This is a genomic window from Salmonella sp. NW1250 (assembly GCF_051812965.1).
GTDB lineage: Bacteria > Pseudomonadota > Gammaproteobacteria > Enterobacterales > Enterobacteriaceae > Salmonella > Salmonella enterica.
Genome location: NZ_JAMNDD010000012.1, coordinates 1 through 17,647 on the forward strand (window position 1 = coordinate 1; position 17,647 = coordinate 17,647).

Here is a 17,647-nt window from a genome sequence, read left to right on the forward strand (position 1 = left end):
GGGGATTCGAACCCCCGATACGTTGCCGTATACACACTTTCCAGGCGTGCTCCTTCAGCCACTCGGACACCTCACCATATTGTATTGCTGCCTGACCACTTGGGGGGCAACGGGGCGCTACTATAGGGAGTTGCGCTAAAACGGTCAAGCAGAATTTACATATTCACTGTCGTTTGCTCATGCAATAGACATAATCCCCGCCCAAACTGGCGCGGGGAGGCAAATTAGCGCTGTGAATCCAACATTTCGTTGTTTTTCACCACATCCTGCGCTTTGCTGTAGCTTTCGATCAGCAGTTGATAGGCCGGGAATACCTGAGTATAAACGTCGGCCCACGCGGCGGCGTCTTCACGGTTCCAGGTGCCTTGCAGCTCAGAGGCGACTGCGGCAGTATCCATCGGTACGACGCCAGCCTGTACGATACGCGCCAGAGTGATCTCCTGCGCCATCTTACTGTAGGTGCCGGATGCGTCGATCACGGCAAATACCTTATAACCTTCCGCTACCGCGCTAATGGCCGGGAATGCCATGCACACGCTGGTAATCGTCCCGGCAATGATCAGCGTCTTACGACCCGTCGCTTTTACCGCCTTAACGAAATCTTCGTTATCCCAGGCGTTAATTTCACCTTTGCGCGCAATGTACTGCGCATGTGGCGCATTAGCGTGGATCTCCGGGATCAGCGGGCCGTTCGGACCTTGCGGTACGGAAGCCGTGGTAATGACCGGCATTTTCGCTAACGTCGCCATCTTCGCCAACGCCGCGGCGCGAGCGCGTAATTCCGGCATTGGCATATCGCCTACGGTCTGGAAAAGACCGCTTTGATGATCGATTAAAAGCATCACGGAATCGTTAACATCAATTACCGGGCGCAAACCATTAAAATTAGCAGGACTTGACATCGTGTTCTCCTTCATGTTTTCAGATTTGGCCAAAACGGCCGGAGTTGAAATCGCGGACTGCTTCTGCGATCTCTTGTTTCGTGTTCATAACAAATGGGCCGTAACCCACAATCGGTTCATTCAGCGGCTCGCCTGATAACAGCAATACGCTGGCGTCGCTGCTGGCCTCAAGGTGCAGCGTTTTCCCTTGCTGGCTCAACACCACCAGTTGCGCTTCGTTGACCGGCGTCGTGCCGTTCACCGTGATATTGCCTTTCAGTACCACTAGCGCGGTGCTCCATCCTTCCGGCTGTGCCAATGTAAGCTGGCGATTGCGTTGCAGGCGCATATCCCAGACATTGAGCGGCGAGAAAGTGTGCGCCGGGCCTTTTGTCTCTTCATAACGCCCTGCGATGACCCGCACGACTCCGGCGTCATCCGGCAACGTAACGGTCGGGATAACATCGTGGGTAATGCTTTGATAACCCGGGGTGGTCATTTTGTCCTTCATTGGAAGGTTAACCCACAACTGCACCATTTCCAGTTCGCCGCCCCGACGGGTAAACGCGTCGGAATGGAATTCTTCATGCAAAATGCCTGCGCCTGCGGTCATCCACTGAACGTCGCCCGGGCCGATAACGCCGCCGCGACCGGTAGAGTCCCGATGCTCGACTTCGCCACTATAAACAATCGTCACGGTCTCGAAACCGCGGTGTGGATGCTCTCCAACGCCGCGTTTTTCATTACCCGGCGTAAATGTGTGCGGCCCGGCATAATCCAGCAGCAGGAATGGACTCAACTGCTGCGCGTGTGACTGATAAGAAAAGAGTGAACGAACCGGAAATCCATCGCCAACCCAGTGCGGGCGAGGTGCGGTATAGACGCCTGTAATCTGTTTCATGGTGTTCTCCTCAGTGGCGTTGTCTTGATGTGAATAAGCTTATATTCATGACAAAAGGTTCGGTAGTGGCTAAAATGGCTCATACCGTTCCATTAATAGGACAATGTAATGATAAAAACGGATCTCAATGATTTTGCGTGGTTTGTGCATGTGGTCGAAGAGGGTGGGTTTGCCGCGGCGGGGCGTGCGCTTGATGAACCAAAATCAAAACTGAGCCGGCGTATTGCGCAACTGGAGGAACGGCTGGGCGTGCGATTGATTCAGCGAACCACCCGGCAGTTTAACGTTACCGAAGTGGGACAAACATTCTATGAGCACTGTAAAGCGATGCTGGTGGAAGCTCAGGCGGCGCAGGATGCCATTGCCGCATTGCAGGTAGAACCTCGCGGTATCGTGAAGCTGACCTGCCCGGTGACGCTGCTGCATGTACACATCGGCCCAATGCTGGCGAAATTTATGGCGCGTTATCCTGATGTTTCGCTACAGCTTGAAGCAACCAATCGTCGGGTGGACGTCGTAGGGGAGGGGGTGGATGTGGCGATTCGCGTCAGGCCGCGCCCGTTTGAGGATAGCGACCTGGTGATGCGCGTCCTGGCTGACAGAGGGCATCGCCTGTTTGCCAGCCCGGATCTTATCGCACGGATGGGAATCCCTTCCGCGCCGGCGGAGTTGAGCCATTGGCCAGGGCTAAGTCTTGCATCCGGCAAGCATATCCACCGCTGGGAACTTTATGGCCCGCAGGGCGCGCGTGCGGAAGTCCATTTTACCCCGCGTATGATTACCACCGACATGTTGGCGCTACGCGAGGCGGCGATGGCGGGCGTGGGGCTTGTGCAGTTACCTGTCTTAATGGTGAAAGAACAACTGGCCGCCGGTGAACTGGTTGCGGTGCTGGAAGAGTGGGAGCCCCGGCGGGAGGTTATTCATGCTGTGTTCCCATCCCGGCGAGGATTATTACCTTCCGTACGTGCGTTGGTCGATTTTTTGACGGAAGAGTATGCGCGGATGGTGGAAGAGTAACCGGCTCGTCATTCATCGACTTAATGGACGCAAAAAAGGCCGGTTAAACCGACCTTTTATCCAGCCGCCCTTCAGGGCGTGAGGAGACAATTAGCGACTACGGAAGACAATGCGGCCTTTGCTCAGGTCGTACGGGGTCAGCTCAACGGTCACTTTGTCGCCCGTCAGGATGCGGATGTAGTTCTTACGCATTTTACCGGAGATGTGTGCAGTAACCACGTGACCGTTTTCTAACTCTACGCGGAACATGGTATTAGGTAACGTTTCGAGAACGGTACCTTGCATTTCAATATTGTCTTCTTTGGCCATCTAATCCTCTGGGGTATCACTACCATAATTTGAACCGGCAAGATAATGCCGAACTTCTTTTGATAAGTAAAGATTTGTGCGTTTAAAACACAGCAAACCAGGTTTAGCACATGATTCCGCGACACACGACAACGCCGCGTTATACACCTTTTCCCTGATACTACCGCCTGATGTATCGACATAAGCGCAACATATAAGGGAACGGTGAAATAAACGATGGGCGTTACCTGACAACGGGCTGCGGGATAATGAGCTAAACCAATTCTGCGGCAGCAATTATAACACCCCAATAAAAAATGTGCCGAAAACATTCACTTCCGGGGCAAAAATAATGTCCGCGGCACCCAAAAACGGGAGGCCAGCGGCTGTTGGCGTAAGGCCGCGAGGTGATCGAGGTAGTCACGACGTGGAATTTCAATGGCACCGAGCGAGGCGGTATGACTATTAAGTACCTGACAATCAATAAGTTTACCGCCGTGACGGGTAAATTCAGCGCAAAAAACCAGCAGTGCGGTTTTAGAGGCATTCTCCTGGCGGCTAAACATCGATTCGCCGCAAAACAGCGCCCCCTGCGAGACGCCATACATCCCGCCGACCAGTTCCTGATCGCGCCACACTTCAATGGAGTGCGCGTGGCCCAATTCATGTAATCGGCGATAGGCTTCCTCAATACCACGCGTTATCCAGGTGCCTTCGTCACGGTGATTGGCGCATCCATCAATGACCCGATCGAAAGCGTAATTGAGCGTCACGCGGTAAGGGGATGCGTTGTGAAAGCGCTTCATGCTGCGACTGAGGTGAAACTTTTCAGGCCACAGCACGGCGCGCGGATCGGGCGACCACCACAGAATCGGGTCGCCCGGCGAAAACCACGGGAAAATCCCGTGCTGGTAGGCCATTAACAACCGGGCAGGGCTGAGATCGCCACCCAGCGCCAGTAAACCGTTAGGCTCGCGTAAAGCGCCTTCCGGCGAAGGGAAGGCGATAGAATGTCGGGAAAGCTGAACCAGACGCATGACGGCGAAACTCCAGTACGCAAGTCGGATCGTTCAATAATAGCTTACAGACGTTGTTTAAACTGATAATAGCGCCCTTGTCCGGCTAACAATTCTGCATGAGTGCCTCGCTCAATGATGCGCCCGTCGTCCATTACGATGATTTGATCAAAACGGGCCAGGCCGCGCAAACGGTGAGTCACCATCAGGACGGTTTTCTCGCGCATCACATCGGCAAGTAATTCCAGCATTTCGCTCTCGGTGGTCGCATCCAGCCCCTCAGTGGGCTCATCCAACAGCATTAACGGAGCATCATGCAACAGCGCGCGGGCGATGGCCAGACGACGAAGTTCGCCGCCGGATAGCAGGCGACCGCCTTCGCCGAGCCAGCTATTAAGCCCACTATCTTCGAGCAGATTTTCGAGGCCGACGCGACGCAGCATGTCGGAAAGGGCTTCGTCGCTGGCATTGGGCGCCGCCAGTAATAAATTATCACGCAGTGTGGCGCTGAACAGGTGGACACGCTGCGGCACCACGCTGATAGTCCGGCGTAAGGCGGATTCGCTCAACGAGGATAGCGGAAGATCGTTGAGCAGAATTTCGCCTTGTTGCGGGTCCCAGGCGCGGGTGAGTAGCTGCAACAGCGTTGATTTTCCGCAGCCGGTACGCCCCAGAATAGCGACATGCTCGCCAGGATTAGCCTGTAATGAGAGGGCATTGAGCGCATTAATCGGCTGGTCGGGATAACGAAACGAAACGTCCCGCAGGGTGAGTGTGACCTTTTCCGGCGCGGGAGTTTCTGCCTGTGGAAAGGTCACCTCCGGTTTTTGCTCCGTTAATTCAGTGATACGAAGCGCAGAGGCGATAACCTGCCCCAGATGCTGGAATGCGCCGGTAACGGGCGCAAGCGCCTCGAAAGCCGCCAGCGCGCAGAAGACAAACAGCGCGATGAGCGCGCCGGGCTGCGTATTGCCGCCAACGCCGCCGGAGGCCATCCACAACATTAACATCACCGCCAGCGCGCCAATCAGCAGCATTAACGCCTGCGATAAGGCGGTCAGTTCAGACTGTCGGCGTTGGGCCTCATGCCATTGTAATTCGGTGGCTTCCATTTGCGCCCGATAGCGTTTGCTGGCGCCAAAAATGGTGAGTTCCGCCTGGCCCTGTAACCATGACGTGAGCTGTTGGCGATACTGACCGCGTAGATGCGTCAGATTTTGGCCGGTATTTTTGCCGGCGCGATAAAACACCGGCGGCATAATAAACAGCGTCAACAGCATAATGCCGCCCAGCGTGATCGCCAGCGTCACGTCGAGAACGCTAAGCCCCAGGGTGACAATCATAATCACTACAAAAGCGCCGACCAGCGGGGAGATGACGCGCAAATAGAGATGGTCCAGCGTGTCGACGTCGGCAACGATGCGGTTCAGCAGTTCACCTTGCTGATAACGCGCCAGACCCGCGGGGGAGAGCGGTAAAAGTTTGCTGAAGGTATAAATACGCAGATGTTGCAGCACGCGGAACGTGGCGTCATGACTTACCAGACGTTCAAAATAACGACCAGCGGTACGGGTGATGGCCGCACCGCGCACGCCGGCTGCCGGGAGCATATAGTTAAAACTGTAAATTCCCGCGAAGCCTGCGATAGCGGACGCGGACAGGAACCAGCCGGAAAGCGTCAGCAGCCCGATACTGGCAAGCAGGGTCAGGATTGCCAGCGCAATTCCCAGCGTTAGCATCCATTTATGGCGTTTATAAAGCGTCAGATAAGGGAGTAGCGCGCGCATTTAAATATCCTCCTGACGGTGAGCCAATAACGTCGCAAAAGCGCCGTTGGCGGCGCTGAGTTCGGCATAACTGCCTTGTTCGACAATCGCGCCATCTTGCATAACCCAGATAGCGTCCCAGTCGGCGAGATCTTCCAACTGATGCGTCACCATTAATGTGGTCTGGCGTTTTGACGCCGCTTTTAACGCCTGCATGACGCGTTGCTCACTGTGAGCGTCCAGGCTTGCCGCTGGTTCATCCAGCAGTAGCAGTTGACAGGGATTAAGTAGCGCACGGGCGACCGCTACACGCTGTGCCTGGCCGACGGAAAGTCTGCTGGCATGATTGCCGAGCGGGGTGTCTACTCCCTGCGGCAGCAGCGGTAAAAACTCGCTTACCCATGCGGCGTCAAGCGCGGCATAAAGTTCCTGCTCGCTGGCGTCCGGGCGCGCCAGTAATACATTTTCGCGTAGCGTCGCCGCAGGTAATTGCGGGTTTTGTCCGACCCAGGAGAGATGCTGGCGCCAGGATTCCGGCGAGAGATCGCGAAGCTCGACACCGTTAATACGCAAAGATCCCTGATAGGAGAGAAAACCGGATAATACATTCAACAGAGAGCTTTTACCGGAACCGCTGCGTCCTACCAGGACGGCGCGTTCTCCTGCCGCTAATGAGAAATTCAGCGGCCCGGCAAGCGTTTTGCCTTCTGGCGAGGTGATAATAAGATTGACTGCGTCAATGGTTACAGGTTCGTTTTCTGCCAGCTCAACTTCGCCGCGCGCCGGGTGGGCGAGGGGCGTTTCCAGAAACGTCTTCAGACTATCCGCCGCGCCAACCGCCTGCGCCTTAGCATGATAAAACGTGCCGAGGTCGCGTAATGGCTGGAAAAACTCCGGCGCGAGGATCAAGGCGAGGAACCCGGCGGCGAGCGTCACGCCGGTACCGTAATGACCAAAGTTCAGCTCGCCCAGGTAAGAGAAGCCAAAATAAACGGCGACCAGCGCAATAGAAAGCGAGGTGAAAAATTCCAGCACGCCGGAAGATAAAAAGGCGAGGCGCAGTACTTCCATCGTGCGCTGACGAAAATCCTGCGATGCTGCGCGAATGCTCTCGGTTTCCGCTTCTCCACGACCGAAAATTCGCAGCGTTTCCATCCCGCGCAGACGGTCAAGAAAATGGCCGCTTAGCCGGGCAAGCGCCAGGAAATTGCGGCGGTTGGCGTCAGCCGCGCCCATTCCTACCATCGCCATAAATAGGGGAATGAGCGGGGCGGTGCCCAGCAGAATCAGCGCCGCCGCCCAATTTGACGGGAAAATCGCCGCCACGATTAAGAGCGGTACGCAAACGGCAAGCGCCATTTGCGGCAGATAGCGCGCATAATAGTCATGCATATCGTCAATCTGCTCCAACACCAGCGTCGCCCAGCTACCGGCGGGCTTGCCCTGAATCCAGGCTGGGCCGGCTTGCTGCAGACGATCCAACACCTGACGGCGGATCTCAAAGCGAATATGCTGTCCGGCATGAAAACCGACGCGCTCGCGCAACCACACCACCCAGGCGCGGAGGACAAAGACCAGTATCAGCAGGATAAAAGGGAGCAACAGCGCTTCCCGTGGAATGTTCTCCATGATCATATGTTGCAGGATACGCGCCATGATCCAGGCCTGAGCGACAATTAATACGCCACTCATGAATCCCAACAGGCGGGAAATATTCAACCACCGTTGGGAGATTACGCTTTGCTGTTTTAACCAGCGGGTCAGCTCTTTTTGACGGGTTTTATTCATTGCACGCTTAGCAGGTGAGTTATTGGAATTTCAGGCAGGGCAATGTTACAACGACGCAAAAATAAAGGCGACTTATAGTCGCCTTTTTTACTTTTGTTACTGATTTGTAAAAACTATTTGCTCGCGTCGGCCAGACCATCGAGATAGCGTTCAGCATCCAGCGCCGCCATACAGCCCGTACCTGCAGAGGTGATCGCCTGACGGTAAATATGATCCATAACGTCACCCGCCGCGAATACGCCAGGGATGCTGGTTTGTGTGGCGTTGCCATGGGTGCCGGACTGAACTTTGATATAACCATTTTCCAGCTCAAGCTGGCCTTCGAAGAGCGCCGTGTTTGGGCTATGACCGATGGCTACGAAAAGTCCGGCGATGTCCAGCGTCTCGATATTATCGCTCTGCTGCGTGTCGCGAAGACGCAGACCGGTGACGCCCATCTGATCGCCGGTCACTTCTTCCAGCGTCCGGTTGGTGTGCAGAATGATATTGCCATTTTCGACTTTATCCATCAGGCGCTTAATGAGGATTTTTTCAGCGCGGAAACCGTCACGGCGATGGATAAGGTGCACTTCCGAAGCGATGTTGGACAGATAAAGCGCTTCTTCAACCGCGGTGTTGCCGCCGCCGATCACCGCCACTTTCTGATTGCGGTAGAAGAAACCGTCGCAGGTTGCGCAGGCGGAAACGCCGCGCCCTTTAAAGGCTTCTTCCGATGGCAGCCCCAGATAGCGCGCGGAAGCGCCGGTCGCAATGATCAACGCATCACAAGTGTACTCTGCGCTGTCACCTGTCAGACGGAACGGACGATTTTGCAGATCCACGTTGTTGATGTGATCAAAAATTATCTCGGTTTCAAATTTTGCCGCATGTTCATGCATGCGTTCCATTAGCAGCGGGCCGGTCAAATCGTTTGGATCGCCGGGCCAGTTTTCCACTTCCGTCGTGGTAGTCAGTTGACCGCCTTTTTCCATACCGGTAATAAGTACCGGCTGTAAATTTGCGCGCGCGGCATACACCGCCGCGGTATATCCCGCCGGTCCTGAGCCCAGAATAAGCAGCTTACTGTGTTTGGTCGTGCCCATGAGATCCCCATAGTTGTTGGCAGACAATGAGCAGAATTGTAGGGAATTTACAGACGTAAAAAAAGAGCATAACGATTTTGTTAACAATATGTGTAATAGCATGAACCGATGAACGACCGCGACAGCGACGTTATCATCACAAACTTTAATTAAAATCGGTAACTTATAAGGTGACGAAATGACAGTTTACCGCCCTCTCTAATGAATAACTGGCATGTTGTACTAAAAATCGATGTTTTGCTTTGACAATCACCTGCTGTTTTGCGAAAACATTCGAGGAAGAAAAAACTGTGTTATGTATGTGCTGCATAATCATGCATGTAAATACCATGTTTACCGGGCTAGTGAAATCTACGCATGGCGTGGACAGACGCCATTCGTGATGTCGATAGCTGCCGCGAGGCAACGGTCTTCTCACCATAGACCAGGCATTGCGCGCCGTTAATCCCTCTGGGTTTCGGTCTATTGTGATGGGCAGCGACTCTGAACAGTGATGTGAGTAGAGTCAGGCAGGAGTAGGGAAGGAATACAGAGAGACAATAATAATGGTAGATAGCAAGAAGCGCCCTGGCAAAGATCTCGACCGTATCGATCGTAACATTCTTAATGAACTGCAAAAGGATGGGCGTATTTCCAACGTCGAGCTTTCTAAACGAGTAGGACTTTCGCCGACACCTTGCCTTGAGCGTGTGCGTCGGCTGGAGCGACAGGGGTTTATCCAGGGCTATACGGCGCTGTTGAACCCGCATTATCTGGATGCGTCACTTCTGGTATTCGTTGAGATTACCTTAAATCGCGGCGCGCCGGATGTGTTTGAACAGTTTAATGCCGCCGTGCAAAAGCTTGAAGAGATTCAGGAGTGTCATTTGGTTTCCGGCGATTTCGACTACCTGTTGAAAACCCGTGTACCGGATATGTCAGCGTATCGAAAACTATTGGGAGAGACGTTGCTGCGCTTGCCAGGTGTGAACGACACCCGAACTTACGTAGTGATGGAAGAGGTAAAACAGAGTAATCGTCTGGTTATTAAGACACGCTAACACGGAACAGGTGCAAAATCGCTGTAGTTTGATTACACTCCTGTTAATCCATACAGCAACAGTGCCGGGGCAACCCGGTGCTGTTGTCCGTTTTAGCATCGGGCGGGAAAAGCCTGGAACCTGGAGAGCCTTTTTTGAGCCAGGAATATACTGAAGACAAAGACGTCACATTGACGAAGTTAAGCAGCGGGCGCCGACTTCTGGAAGCGTTGTTGATACTTATTGCCCTTTTTGCCGTCTGGTTGATGGCGGCCTTGTTGAGCTTTAACCCTTCGGACCCCAGTTGGTCGCAAACCGCCTGGCATGAACCCATCCATAATTTAGGCGGCGCGCCGGGCGCGTGGCTGGCCGATACACTGTTCTTTATTTTTGGCGTAATGGCCTACACCATCCCTGTCATTATTGTCGGCGGGTGTTGGTTTGCGTGGCGTCATCAGTCTACGGATGATTACATCGACTATTTTGCTGTGTCGCTACGCCTTATCGGCGTGCTGGCGCTGATTCTCACTTCCTGCGGTCTGGCGGCCATTAATGCCGACGATATCTGGTATTTCGCCTCCGGCGGCGTAATTGGCAGCCTGTTAAGCACCACGCTGCAGCCGTTGTTGCATAGTAGCGGCGGAACGATAATGCTTCTCTGTATTTGGGCTGCCGGGCTGACGCTCTTTACCGGTTGGTCCTGGGTTAGTATCGCCGAAAAATTAGGCGGCTGGCTGCTTAATATACTGACCTTCGCCAGCAACCGTACCCGGCGTGATGATACGTGGGTTGACGACGAAGAGTATGATGACGAATACGATGAAGAAACCGACGGCGTGCAGCGTGAATCTCGCCGGGCGCGTATTTTGCGCGGCGCGTTGGCGCGTCGTAAGCGACTGGCTGAAAAATTCAGCAATCCACGGGGCCGTCAGACCGATGCCGCGCTCTTTTCCGGCAAACGGATGGATGATGACGAGGACATTCAGTATAGCGCGCGCGGCGTCGCTGCCGATCCCGACGACGTTCTGTTTTCGGGCAACCGTGCGACGCAGCCGGAATATGATGAATATGATCCGCTGTTAAACGGCCATTCTGTCACTGAACCGGTCGCCGCCGCTGCGGCTGCAACTGCCGTCACCCAGACGTGGGCAGCGTCCGCCGATCCCATAATGCAAACGCCGCCCATGCCTGGGGCTGAGCCGGTTGTCGCGCAACCGACCGTGGAGTGGCAGCCCGTACCGGGGCCGCAAACCGGCGAACCGGTTATCGCGCCTGCGCCGGAGGGGTATCAGCCGCATCCGCAATATGCTCAACCGCAAGAGGCGCAAAGTGCGCCGTGGCAGCAACCTGTGCCTGTCGCTTCCGCGCCGCAATACGCCGCGACGCCAGCGACCGCAGCAGAATATGACTCTCTTGCGCCACAGGAAACACAGCCGCAATGGCAGGCGCCGGATGCCGAACAACACTGGCAGCCGGAGCCGACCCATCAGCCGGAGCCGGTTTATCAGCCGGAGCCGATAGCGGCTGAACCTTCTCACATGCCGCCGCCGGTTATCGAACAGCCGGTTGCCACCGAGCCTGAACCTGACACAGAAGAGACCAGACCCGCCCGTCCTCCGCTTTACTATTTTGAAGAGGTGGAAGAGAAACGCGCCCGTGAGCGCGAACAACTGGCGGCATGGTATCAACCGATTCCGGAGCCGGTAAAAGAGAACGTGCCGGTCAAACCTACGGTATCTGTCGCGCCGTCCATACCGCCAGTGGAAGCGGTAGCCGCCGCCGCGTCGCTTGACGCAGGTATTAAGAGTGGCGCCCTGGCAGCAGGCGCCGCGGCCGCTGCGCCTGCATTTAGTCTGGCTACCGGCGGCGCGCCGCGTCCGCAGGTGAAAGAGGGGATTGGTCCGCAACTGCCGCGTCCGAACCGCGTTCGCGTGCCGACCCGACGGGAACTGGCATCGTACGGTATTAAGCTGCCGTCACAGAGGATTGCAGAAGAAAAAGCCCGCGAGGCGGAGCGCAATCAGTACGAGACGGGCGCGCAGCTAACCGATGAAGAAATAGATGCAATGCATCAGGACGAGTTAGCCCGTCAGTTTGCGCAGTCGCAGCAGCATCGTTATGGTGAGACGTATCAGCATGATACTCAACAGGCAGAAGATGACGATACCGCTGCGGAAGCTGAATTAGCCCGCCAGTTTGCCGCTTCGCAACAGCAGCGCTATTCCGGCGAGCAACCCGCTGGCGCGCAGCCGTTCTCACTGGACGATCTGGATTTCTCGCCAATGAAAGTATTGGTTGATGAAGGTCCGCACGAACCGCTGTTCACGCCGGGTGTCATGCCCGAGTCAACGCCTGTTCAGCAACCGGTAGCGCCGCAGCCTCAGCCACAGTACCAGCAGTCGCAGCAGCCGGTAGCACCGCAGCCGCAGTATCAGCAGCCGCAGCAGCCGGTAGCACCGCAGCCGCAGTATCAGCAGCCGCAACAGCCGGTAGCGCCGCAGCCGCAGTATCAGCAGTCGCAGCAGCCGGTAGCGCCGCAGCCGCAATATCAGCAGCCGCAACAGCCGGTAGCGCCGCAACCGCAGTATCAGCAGCCGCAGCAGCCGGTAGCGCCGCAGCCGCAGTATCAGCAGCCGCAACAGCCGACAGCGCCGCAAGACAGCCTGATCCACCCGCTGTTGATGCGTAACGGCGATAGTCGTCCATTACAGCGTCCGACGACGCCGCTGCCTTCGTTAGATCTTCTGACGCCGCCGCCGAGCGAAGTTGAACCGGTAGATACCTTTGCGCTGGAACAAATGGCGCGTCTGGTTGAAGCGCGCCTGGCGGATTTCCGCATTAAAGCTGATGTGGTGAACTATTCGCCAGGCCCGGTCATTACTCGCTTTGAACTGAATCTGGCCCCGGGCGTTAAAGCAGCGCGTATCTCCAACCTTTCCCGGGATCTGGCGCGCTCATTGTCAACGGTAGCCGTACGCGTTGTGGAAGTCATTCCAGGCAAACCTTACGTAGGGTTGGAATTGCCGAACAAGAAACGGCAAACCGTTTATCTGCGCGAAGTGTTGGATAACGCCAAATTCCGCGAGAATCCGTCGCCGCTTACCGTGGTGTTAGGTAAGGATATCGCGGGCGATCCGGTAGTGGCGGATCTGGCGAAAATGCCTCACCTGCTGGTGGCCGGTACGACCGGTTCCGGTAAGTCGGTCGGGGTTAACGCCATGATCCTCAGTATGCTGTATAAAGCGCAGCCGGAAGACGTTCGCTTTATCATGATCGACCCGAAAATGTTAGAACTCTCTGTCTATGAAGGTATACCGCATCTGCTGACGGAAGTTGTTACCGACATGAAAGACGCGGCTAACGCGTTACGCTGGAGCGTCAATGAGATGGAGCGTCGCTATAAGCTGATGTCCGCGCTCGGCGTGCGTAATCTGGCTGGGTATAACGAGAAAATCGCCGAAGCGGCCCGCATGGGACGCCCGATTCCGGACCCGTACTGGAAGCCGGGCGACAGTATGGATGTTCAGCATCCGGTTCTGGAAAAACTCCCGTATATCGTGGTACTGGTTGATGAATTTGCCGACCTGATGATGACCGTCGGTAAAAAAGTTGAAGAGTTGATCGCGCGTCTGGCGCAGAAAGCGCGCGCCGCGGGGATTCACCTGGTACTGGCGACGCAGCGTCCGTCGGTCGATGTGATTACTGGTTTAATTAAAGCCAACATACCAACCCGTATCGCTTTTACCGTATCCAGTAAGATCGACTCCCGCACCATTCTTGATCAGGGTGGCGCTGAGTCGCTATTGGGAATGGGGGACATGCTCTATTCCGGACCAAACTCAACTATGCCGGTACGTGTCCATGGGGCGTTTGTGCGTGACCAGGAAGTCCATGCGGTGGTGCAGGACTGGAAAGCGCGCGGTCGTCCGCAATATGTGGATGGCATTACCTCCGACAGCGAAAGCGAAGGTGGCGGTGGCGGTTTTGACGGCGGCGAAGAATTAGATGCGCTATTCGATCAGGCCGTTAATTTCGTCACCCAGAAGCGTAAAGCGTCCATTTCCGGCGTTCAGCGTCAGTTCCGCATCGGCTATAACCGTGCGGCGCGTATTATCGAACAGATGGAAGCGCAGGGTATTGTCAGCGCTCAGGGGCATAACGGTAATCGTGAAGTGCTGGCTCCGCCGCCTTTTGAGTAAACCTGTAAGCCGGATGGCGCTGTGCAGGCTGCCATCCGGCAACAAAATTCAGTATTTTCTTCTTTCCTCATGCTGATTTTTGGCCTGGAATAGAAAGCAAAAGGAGCTCCTGGTCGGGAGTGTCGAAACCTGAGGAATAATGATGAAAAAAATGGCAATCGCCTGTGCATTACTTTCAAGCGTTGTAGCCAGCAGCGTATGGGCTGACGCCGCCAGCTCTCTGAAAAGCCGTCTGGATAAAGTGAGCAGCTTTCATGCCACCTTTACTCAAAAAGTCACCGATGGCAGCGGTGCCGCGGTGCAGGAGGGACAGGGTGATTTATGGGTTAAGCGGCCAAATCTATTCAACTGGCATATGACGCAACCTGACGAGAGTATTCTGGTTTCTGACGGCAAAACGTTATGGTTCTATAACCCGTTTGTAGAACAGGCTACCGCCACGTGGTTGAAAGATGCCACCGGAAATACACCGTTTATGCTGATTGCCCGCAACCAGGCCAGCGACTGGCAGCAGTATAATATTAAGCAGGATGGCGATAATTTTGTGCTGACGCCGAAAGCCAGCAACGGCAATCTGAAACAGTTCACCATCAATGTGGGACGCGACGGGACTATCCACCAGTTTAGCGCCGTAGAACAAGACGATCAGCGTAGCGCCTATCAGCTAAAATCCCAGCAAAACGGCGCTGTTGATCCGTCAAAATTTACGTTTACTCCGCCGCAAGGGGTAACGATAGATGACCAACGTAAGTAGAGGCGATGAGTGAGCAATCTGTCGCTCGATTTTTCTGATAATACGTTTCAACCGCTGGCCGCGCGAATGCGGCCGGAAAATTTAGCACAGTATATCGGCCAGCAGCATTTGCTGGCCGCAGGTAAGCCGTTGCCTCGCGCTATTGAGGCCGGGCATCTGCACTCCATGATTTTATGGGGGCCGCCAGGGACGGGGAAAACCACGCTCGCTGAAGTGATCGCCCGCTACGCCAGCGCCGATGTCGAGCGTATTTCCGCCGTCACTTCTGGGGTAAAAGAGATTCGTGAAGCTATCGAGCGCGCCCGCCAGAATCGTAATGCCGGTCGCCGTACCATCCTATTTGTCGATGAAGTGCATCGCTTTAACAAAAGCCAGCAGGACGCCTTTTTACCGCATATCGAAGATGGCACTATCACCTTTATCGGCGCGACCACGGAAAATCCCTCTTTTGAGCTGAACTCGGCGCTCTTGTCGCGAGCGCGGGTCTATCTGCTGAAATCGTTGACCACTGACGATATTGAGCAAGTACTGGACCAGGCGATGCAGGACAAAACGCGTGGTTACGGCGATCAGGATATTGTGTTACCGGATGAGACACGGCGAGCGATTGCTGAGCTGGTCAATGGCGACGCGCGGCGCGCCTTAAATACGCTGGAAATGATGGCTGATATGGCGGAGGCGGATGACAGCGGCAAACGCGTTTTATTGCCCGCCTTGTTGACCGAGATCGCCGGCGAGCGCAGCGCGCGTTTTGATAACAAAGGCGATCGCTTCTACGATCTTATTTCCGCCTTACATAAATCAGTGCGCGGCAGCGCGCCGGATGCCGCCCTCTATTGGTATGCCCGTATCATTACCGCGGGAGGCGATCCGCTGTACGTGGCGCGTCGCTGCCTGGCGATTGCCTCGGAAGATGTGGGTAATGCCGATCCGCGCGCGATGCAGGTCGCCATTGCCGCGTGGGATTGTTTCACCCGCGTCGGCCCGGCTGAAGGCGAAAGGGCGATCGCGCAGGCTATCGTTTATCTCGCCTGCGCGCCGAAGAGCAACGCCGTCTATACCGCCTTTAAGGCTGCGCTGGCCGACGCGCGCGAACGTCCTGATTATGACGTTCCTGTCCATCTGCGTAATGCGCCAACCAAACTGATGAAAGAGATGGGCTATGGCCAGGAATACCGCTATGCCCACGATGAGCCCAATGCCTATGCTGCGGGTGAAGTGTACTTCCCGCCGGAAATCGCGCAAACGCGCTATTATCATCCGACAAATCGTGGTCTGGAAGGCAAGATTGGCGAAAAGCTCGCCTGGCTGGCTGAACAGGATCAAAATAGCCCCACAAAACGCTACCGCTAGTGTAAACGTTGCGGTAAGGTTATCTCTAAATATGATGCTCCAGGTATCATGGCGTTGATGATGAATCTCGTTATGCCTGATAGCACGTTGCTTATGAGGTCCGCGGGTATAGCGCAATGGATGCGTTGTTGCTGTCGTCGGTCAGGTAAGGCGAAAACGTCGCTATTACGTAAACGCGGTTTACGTTCATCAATACAATCAGAGGCGATCATCAATTGATCGCGTTTCCTTTTATTATTCGATAAGCACAGGATAAGCATGCTCGATCCCAATCTGCTGCGTAATGAGCCAGACGCAGTCGCTGAAAAACTGGCACGCCGGGGCTTTAAGCTGGATGTAGATAAGCTGCGCGCTCTTGAAGAGCGTCGTAAAGTTTTGCAGGTCAACACGGAAAACCTGCAGGCGGAGCGTAATTCTCGATCGAAATCCATCGGCCAGGCGAAAGCGCGCGGGGAAGATATTGAGCCTTTACGCCTGGAAGTGAATAAACTGGGCGAAGAGCTGGATGCGGCGAAAGCCGAGCTGGATACCTTGCTGGCGGAGATCCGCGATATCGCGCTGACCATCCCAAACCTGCCTGCGGATGAAGTGCCGGTAGGTAAAGATGAAAACGACAACGTTGAAGTCAGCCGCTGGGGTACCCCGCGTGAGTTTGATTTTGAAATCCGCGATCACGTCACCTTAGGGGAAATGCACTCCGGCCTCGACTTTGCCGCCGCGGTTAAGCTGACCGGCTCCCGTTTTGTGGTGATGAAAGGACAGATTGCGCGTATGCATCGCGCATTGTCGCAGTTCATGTTGGATCTGCATACGGAACAGCACGGCTATAGCGAAAACTACGTGCCGTATCTGGTTAACCACGACACGCTGTATGGCACCGGTCAACTGCCGAAATTCGCAGGCGACTTGTTCCATACCCGTCCGCTGGAAGAAGAAGCAGACAGCAGCAACTATGCTTTGATCCCGACGGCGGAGGTTCCGCTGACCAATCTGGTACGCGATGAAATCATCGACGAAGATCAGCTGCCGATTAAAATGACGGCGCATACGCCTTGTTTCCGTTCTGAAGCAGGTTCTTATGGTCGTGATACCCGTGGCCTGATTCGTATGCATCAGTTTGACAAAGTGGAAATGGTGCAGATCGTTCGCCCGGAAGATTCTATGGCTGCGTTGGAAGAGATGACCGGCCACGCGGAAAAAGTGCTCCAGCTACTGGGACTGCCGTACCGTAAAATCATTCTGTGCACTGGCGATATGGGCTTCGGCGCCTGCAAAACCTATGACCTCGAAGTCTGGGTTCCGGCGCAGAATACCTACCGCGAGATCTCTTCCTGCTCTAACGTCTGGGACTTCCAGGCGCGTCGTATGCAGGCACGCTGTCGCAGCAAGTCCGACAAAAAGACCCGTCTGGTCCATACCCTGAATGGTTCTGGTCTGGCGGTAGGTCGTACCCTGGTGGCCGTGATGGAAAACTATCAGCAGGCTGATGGCCGCATTGAAGTGCCGGAAGTATTACGTCCGTACATGAACGGACTGGAATATATCGGCTAATCCTCGCTTTCTCCTCTTCTAAAAAGCGC

At 55.0% G+C, this 17,647-nt stretch carries 13 protein-coding genes; 6 read left to right on the forward strand and 7 right to left on the reverse strand.

The features are described from left to right. Positions 1–224: 224 nt before the first annotated feature. Together NBA72_RS18775 and NBA72_RS18780 are read right to left on the reverse strand one after the other, a co-directional pair. A complete protein-coding gene (locus tag NBA72_RS18775) occupies positions 225–902 on the reverse strand; it encodes a hydrolase (RefSeq protein ID WP_000097893.1) in 678 nt (225 codons plus the stop codon). Between the two features lie 19 nt (positions 903–921). Further along, complete coding sequence (locus NBA72_RS18780; RefSeq protein WP_000809969.1) at positions 922–1,782, reverse strand: pirin family protein; 861 nt, start codon at positions 1,780–1,782, stop codon at positions 922–924. A gap of 108 nt (positions 1,783–1,890) precedes the next feature. Here NBA72_RS18780 and NBA72_RS18785 point away from each other — a divergent pair, with 108 nt between their 5' ends. Then, a complete protein-coding gene (locus NBA72_RS18785; RefSeq protein ID WP_000597928.1) occupies positions 1,891–2,802 on the forward strand; it encodes a LysR family transcriptional regulator in 912 nt (303 codons plus the stop codon). Between the two features lie 90 nt (positions 2,803–2,892). On the opposite strand, the gene infA is transcribed toward NBA72_RS18785, so the two are convergent. From infA to trxB, 5 genes are all read right to left on the reverse strand, one after another. Then, complete coding sequence (gene infA, locus NBA72_RS18790) at positions 2,893–3,111, reverse strand: translation initiation factor IF-1 (protein ID WP_001040187.1); 219 nt, start codon at positions 3,109–3,111, stop codon at positions 2,893–2,895. Between the two features lie 311 nt (positions 3,112–3,422). Then, on the reverse strand, positions 3,423–4,127 hold the full coding sequence (aat, locus tag NBA72_RS18795) for a leucyl/phenylalanyl-tRNA--protein transferase (RefSeq protein ID WP_001241644.1): 705 nt from the start codon (positions 4,125–4,127) through the stop codon (positions 3,423–3,425). 44 nt (positions 4,128–4,171) lie between these two features. Further along, complete coding sequence (gene cydC / locus NBA72_RS18800) at positions 4,172–5,893, reverse strand: heme ABC transporter ATP-binding protein/permease CydC (protein WP_001202257.1); 1,722 nt, start codon at positions 5,891–5,893, stop codon at positions 4,172–4,174. After that, complete coding sequence (cydD, locus tag NBA72_RS18805) at positions 5,894–7,660, reverse strand: heme ABC transporter permease/ATP-binding protein CydD (RefSeq protein WP_001044541.1); 1,767 nt, start codon at positions 7,658–7,660, stop codon at positions 5,894–5,896. A 113-nt stretch (positions 7,661–7,773) separates the two neighbouring features. Next, positions 7,774–8,742 (reverse strand): thioredoxin-disulfide reductase, encoded by a 969-nt coding sequence (gene trxB / locus NBA72_RS18810; protein ID WP_000537407.1) that lies wholly within the window; start codon positions 8,740–8,742, stop codon positions 7,774–7,776. A 545-nt stretch (positions 8,743–9,287) separates the two neighbouring features. Here trxB and lrp point away from each other — a divergent pair. The 5 genes from lrp (at position 9,288) to serS (ending at position 17,618) form a co-directional block, all read left to right on the forward strand. Continuing rightward, complete coding sequence (gene lrp / locus NBA72_RS18815) at positions 9,288–9,782, forward strand: leucine-responsive transcriptional regulator Lrp (protein ID WP_000228469.1); 495 nt, start codon at positions 9,288–9,290, stop codon at positions 9,780–9,782. Between the two features lie 134 nt (positions 9,783–9,916). After that, positions 9,917–13,960: a DNA translocase FtsK gene (gene ftsK / locus NBA72_RS18820; RefSeq protein WP_439005021.1), complete on the forward strand. Its 4,044-nt coding sequence runs from the start codon at positions 9,917–9,919 to the stop codon at positions 13,958–13,960. Between the two features lie 142 nt (positions 13,961–14,102). After that, positions 14,103–14,714 (forward strand): outer membrane lipoprotein chaperone LolA, encoded by a 612-nt coding sequence (lolA, locus tag NBA72_RS18825; RefSeq protein ID WP_001519746.1) that lies wholly within the window; start codon positions 14,103–14,105, stop codon positions 14,712–14,714. A gap of 9 nt (positions 14,715–14,723) precedes the next feature. Beyond that, the gene (rarA, locus tag NBA72_RS18830) at positions 14,724–16,067 is read left to right on the forward strand and encodes a replication-associated recombination protein RarA (protein ID WP_000067785.1); all 1,344 of its coding nucleotides are present in this window, start codon (positions 14,724–14,726) and stop codon (positions 16,065–16,067) included. Positions 16,068–16,325: 258 nt separating this feature from the next. Next, positions 16,326–17,618 (forward strand): serine--tRNA ligase, encoded by a 1,293-nt coding sequence (gene serS, locus NBA72_RS18835; RefSeq protein ID WP_000886697.1) that lies wholly within the window; start codon positions 16,326–16,328, stop codon positions 17,616–17,618. The last annotated feature ends 29 nt before the right edge of the window (positions 17,619–17,647 follow it).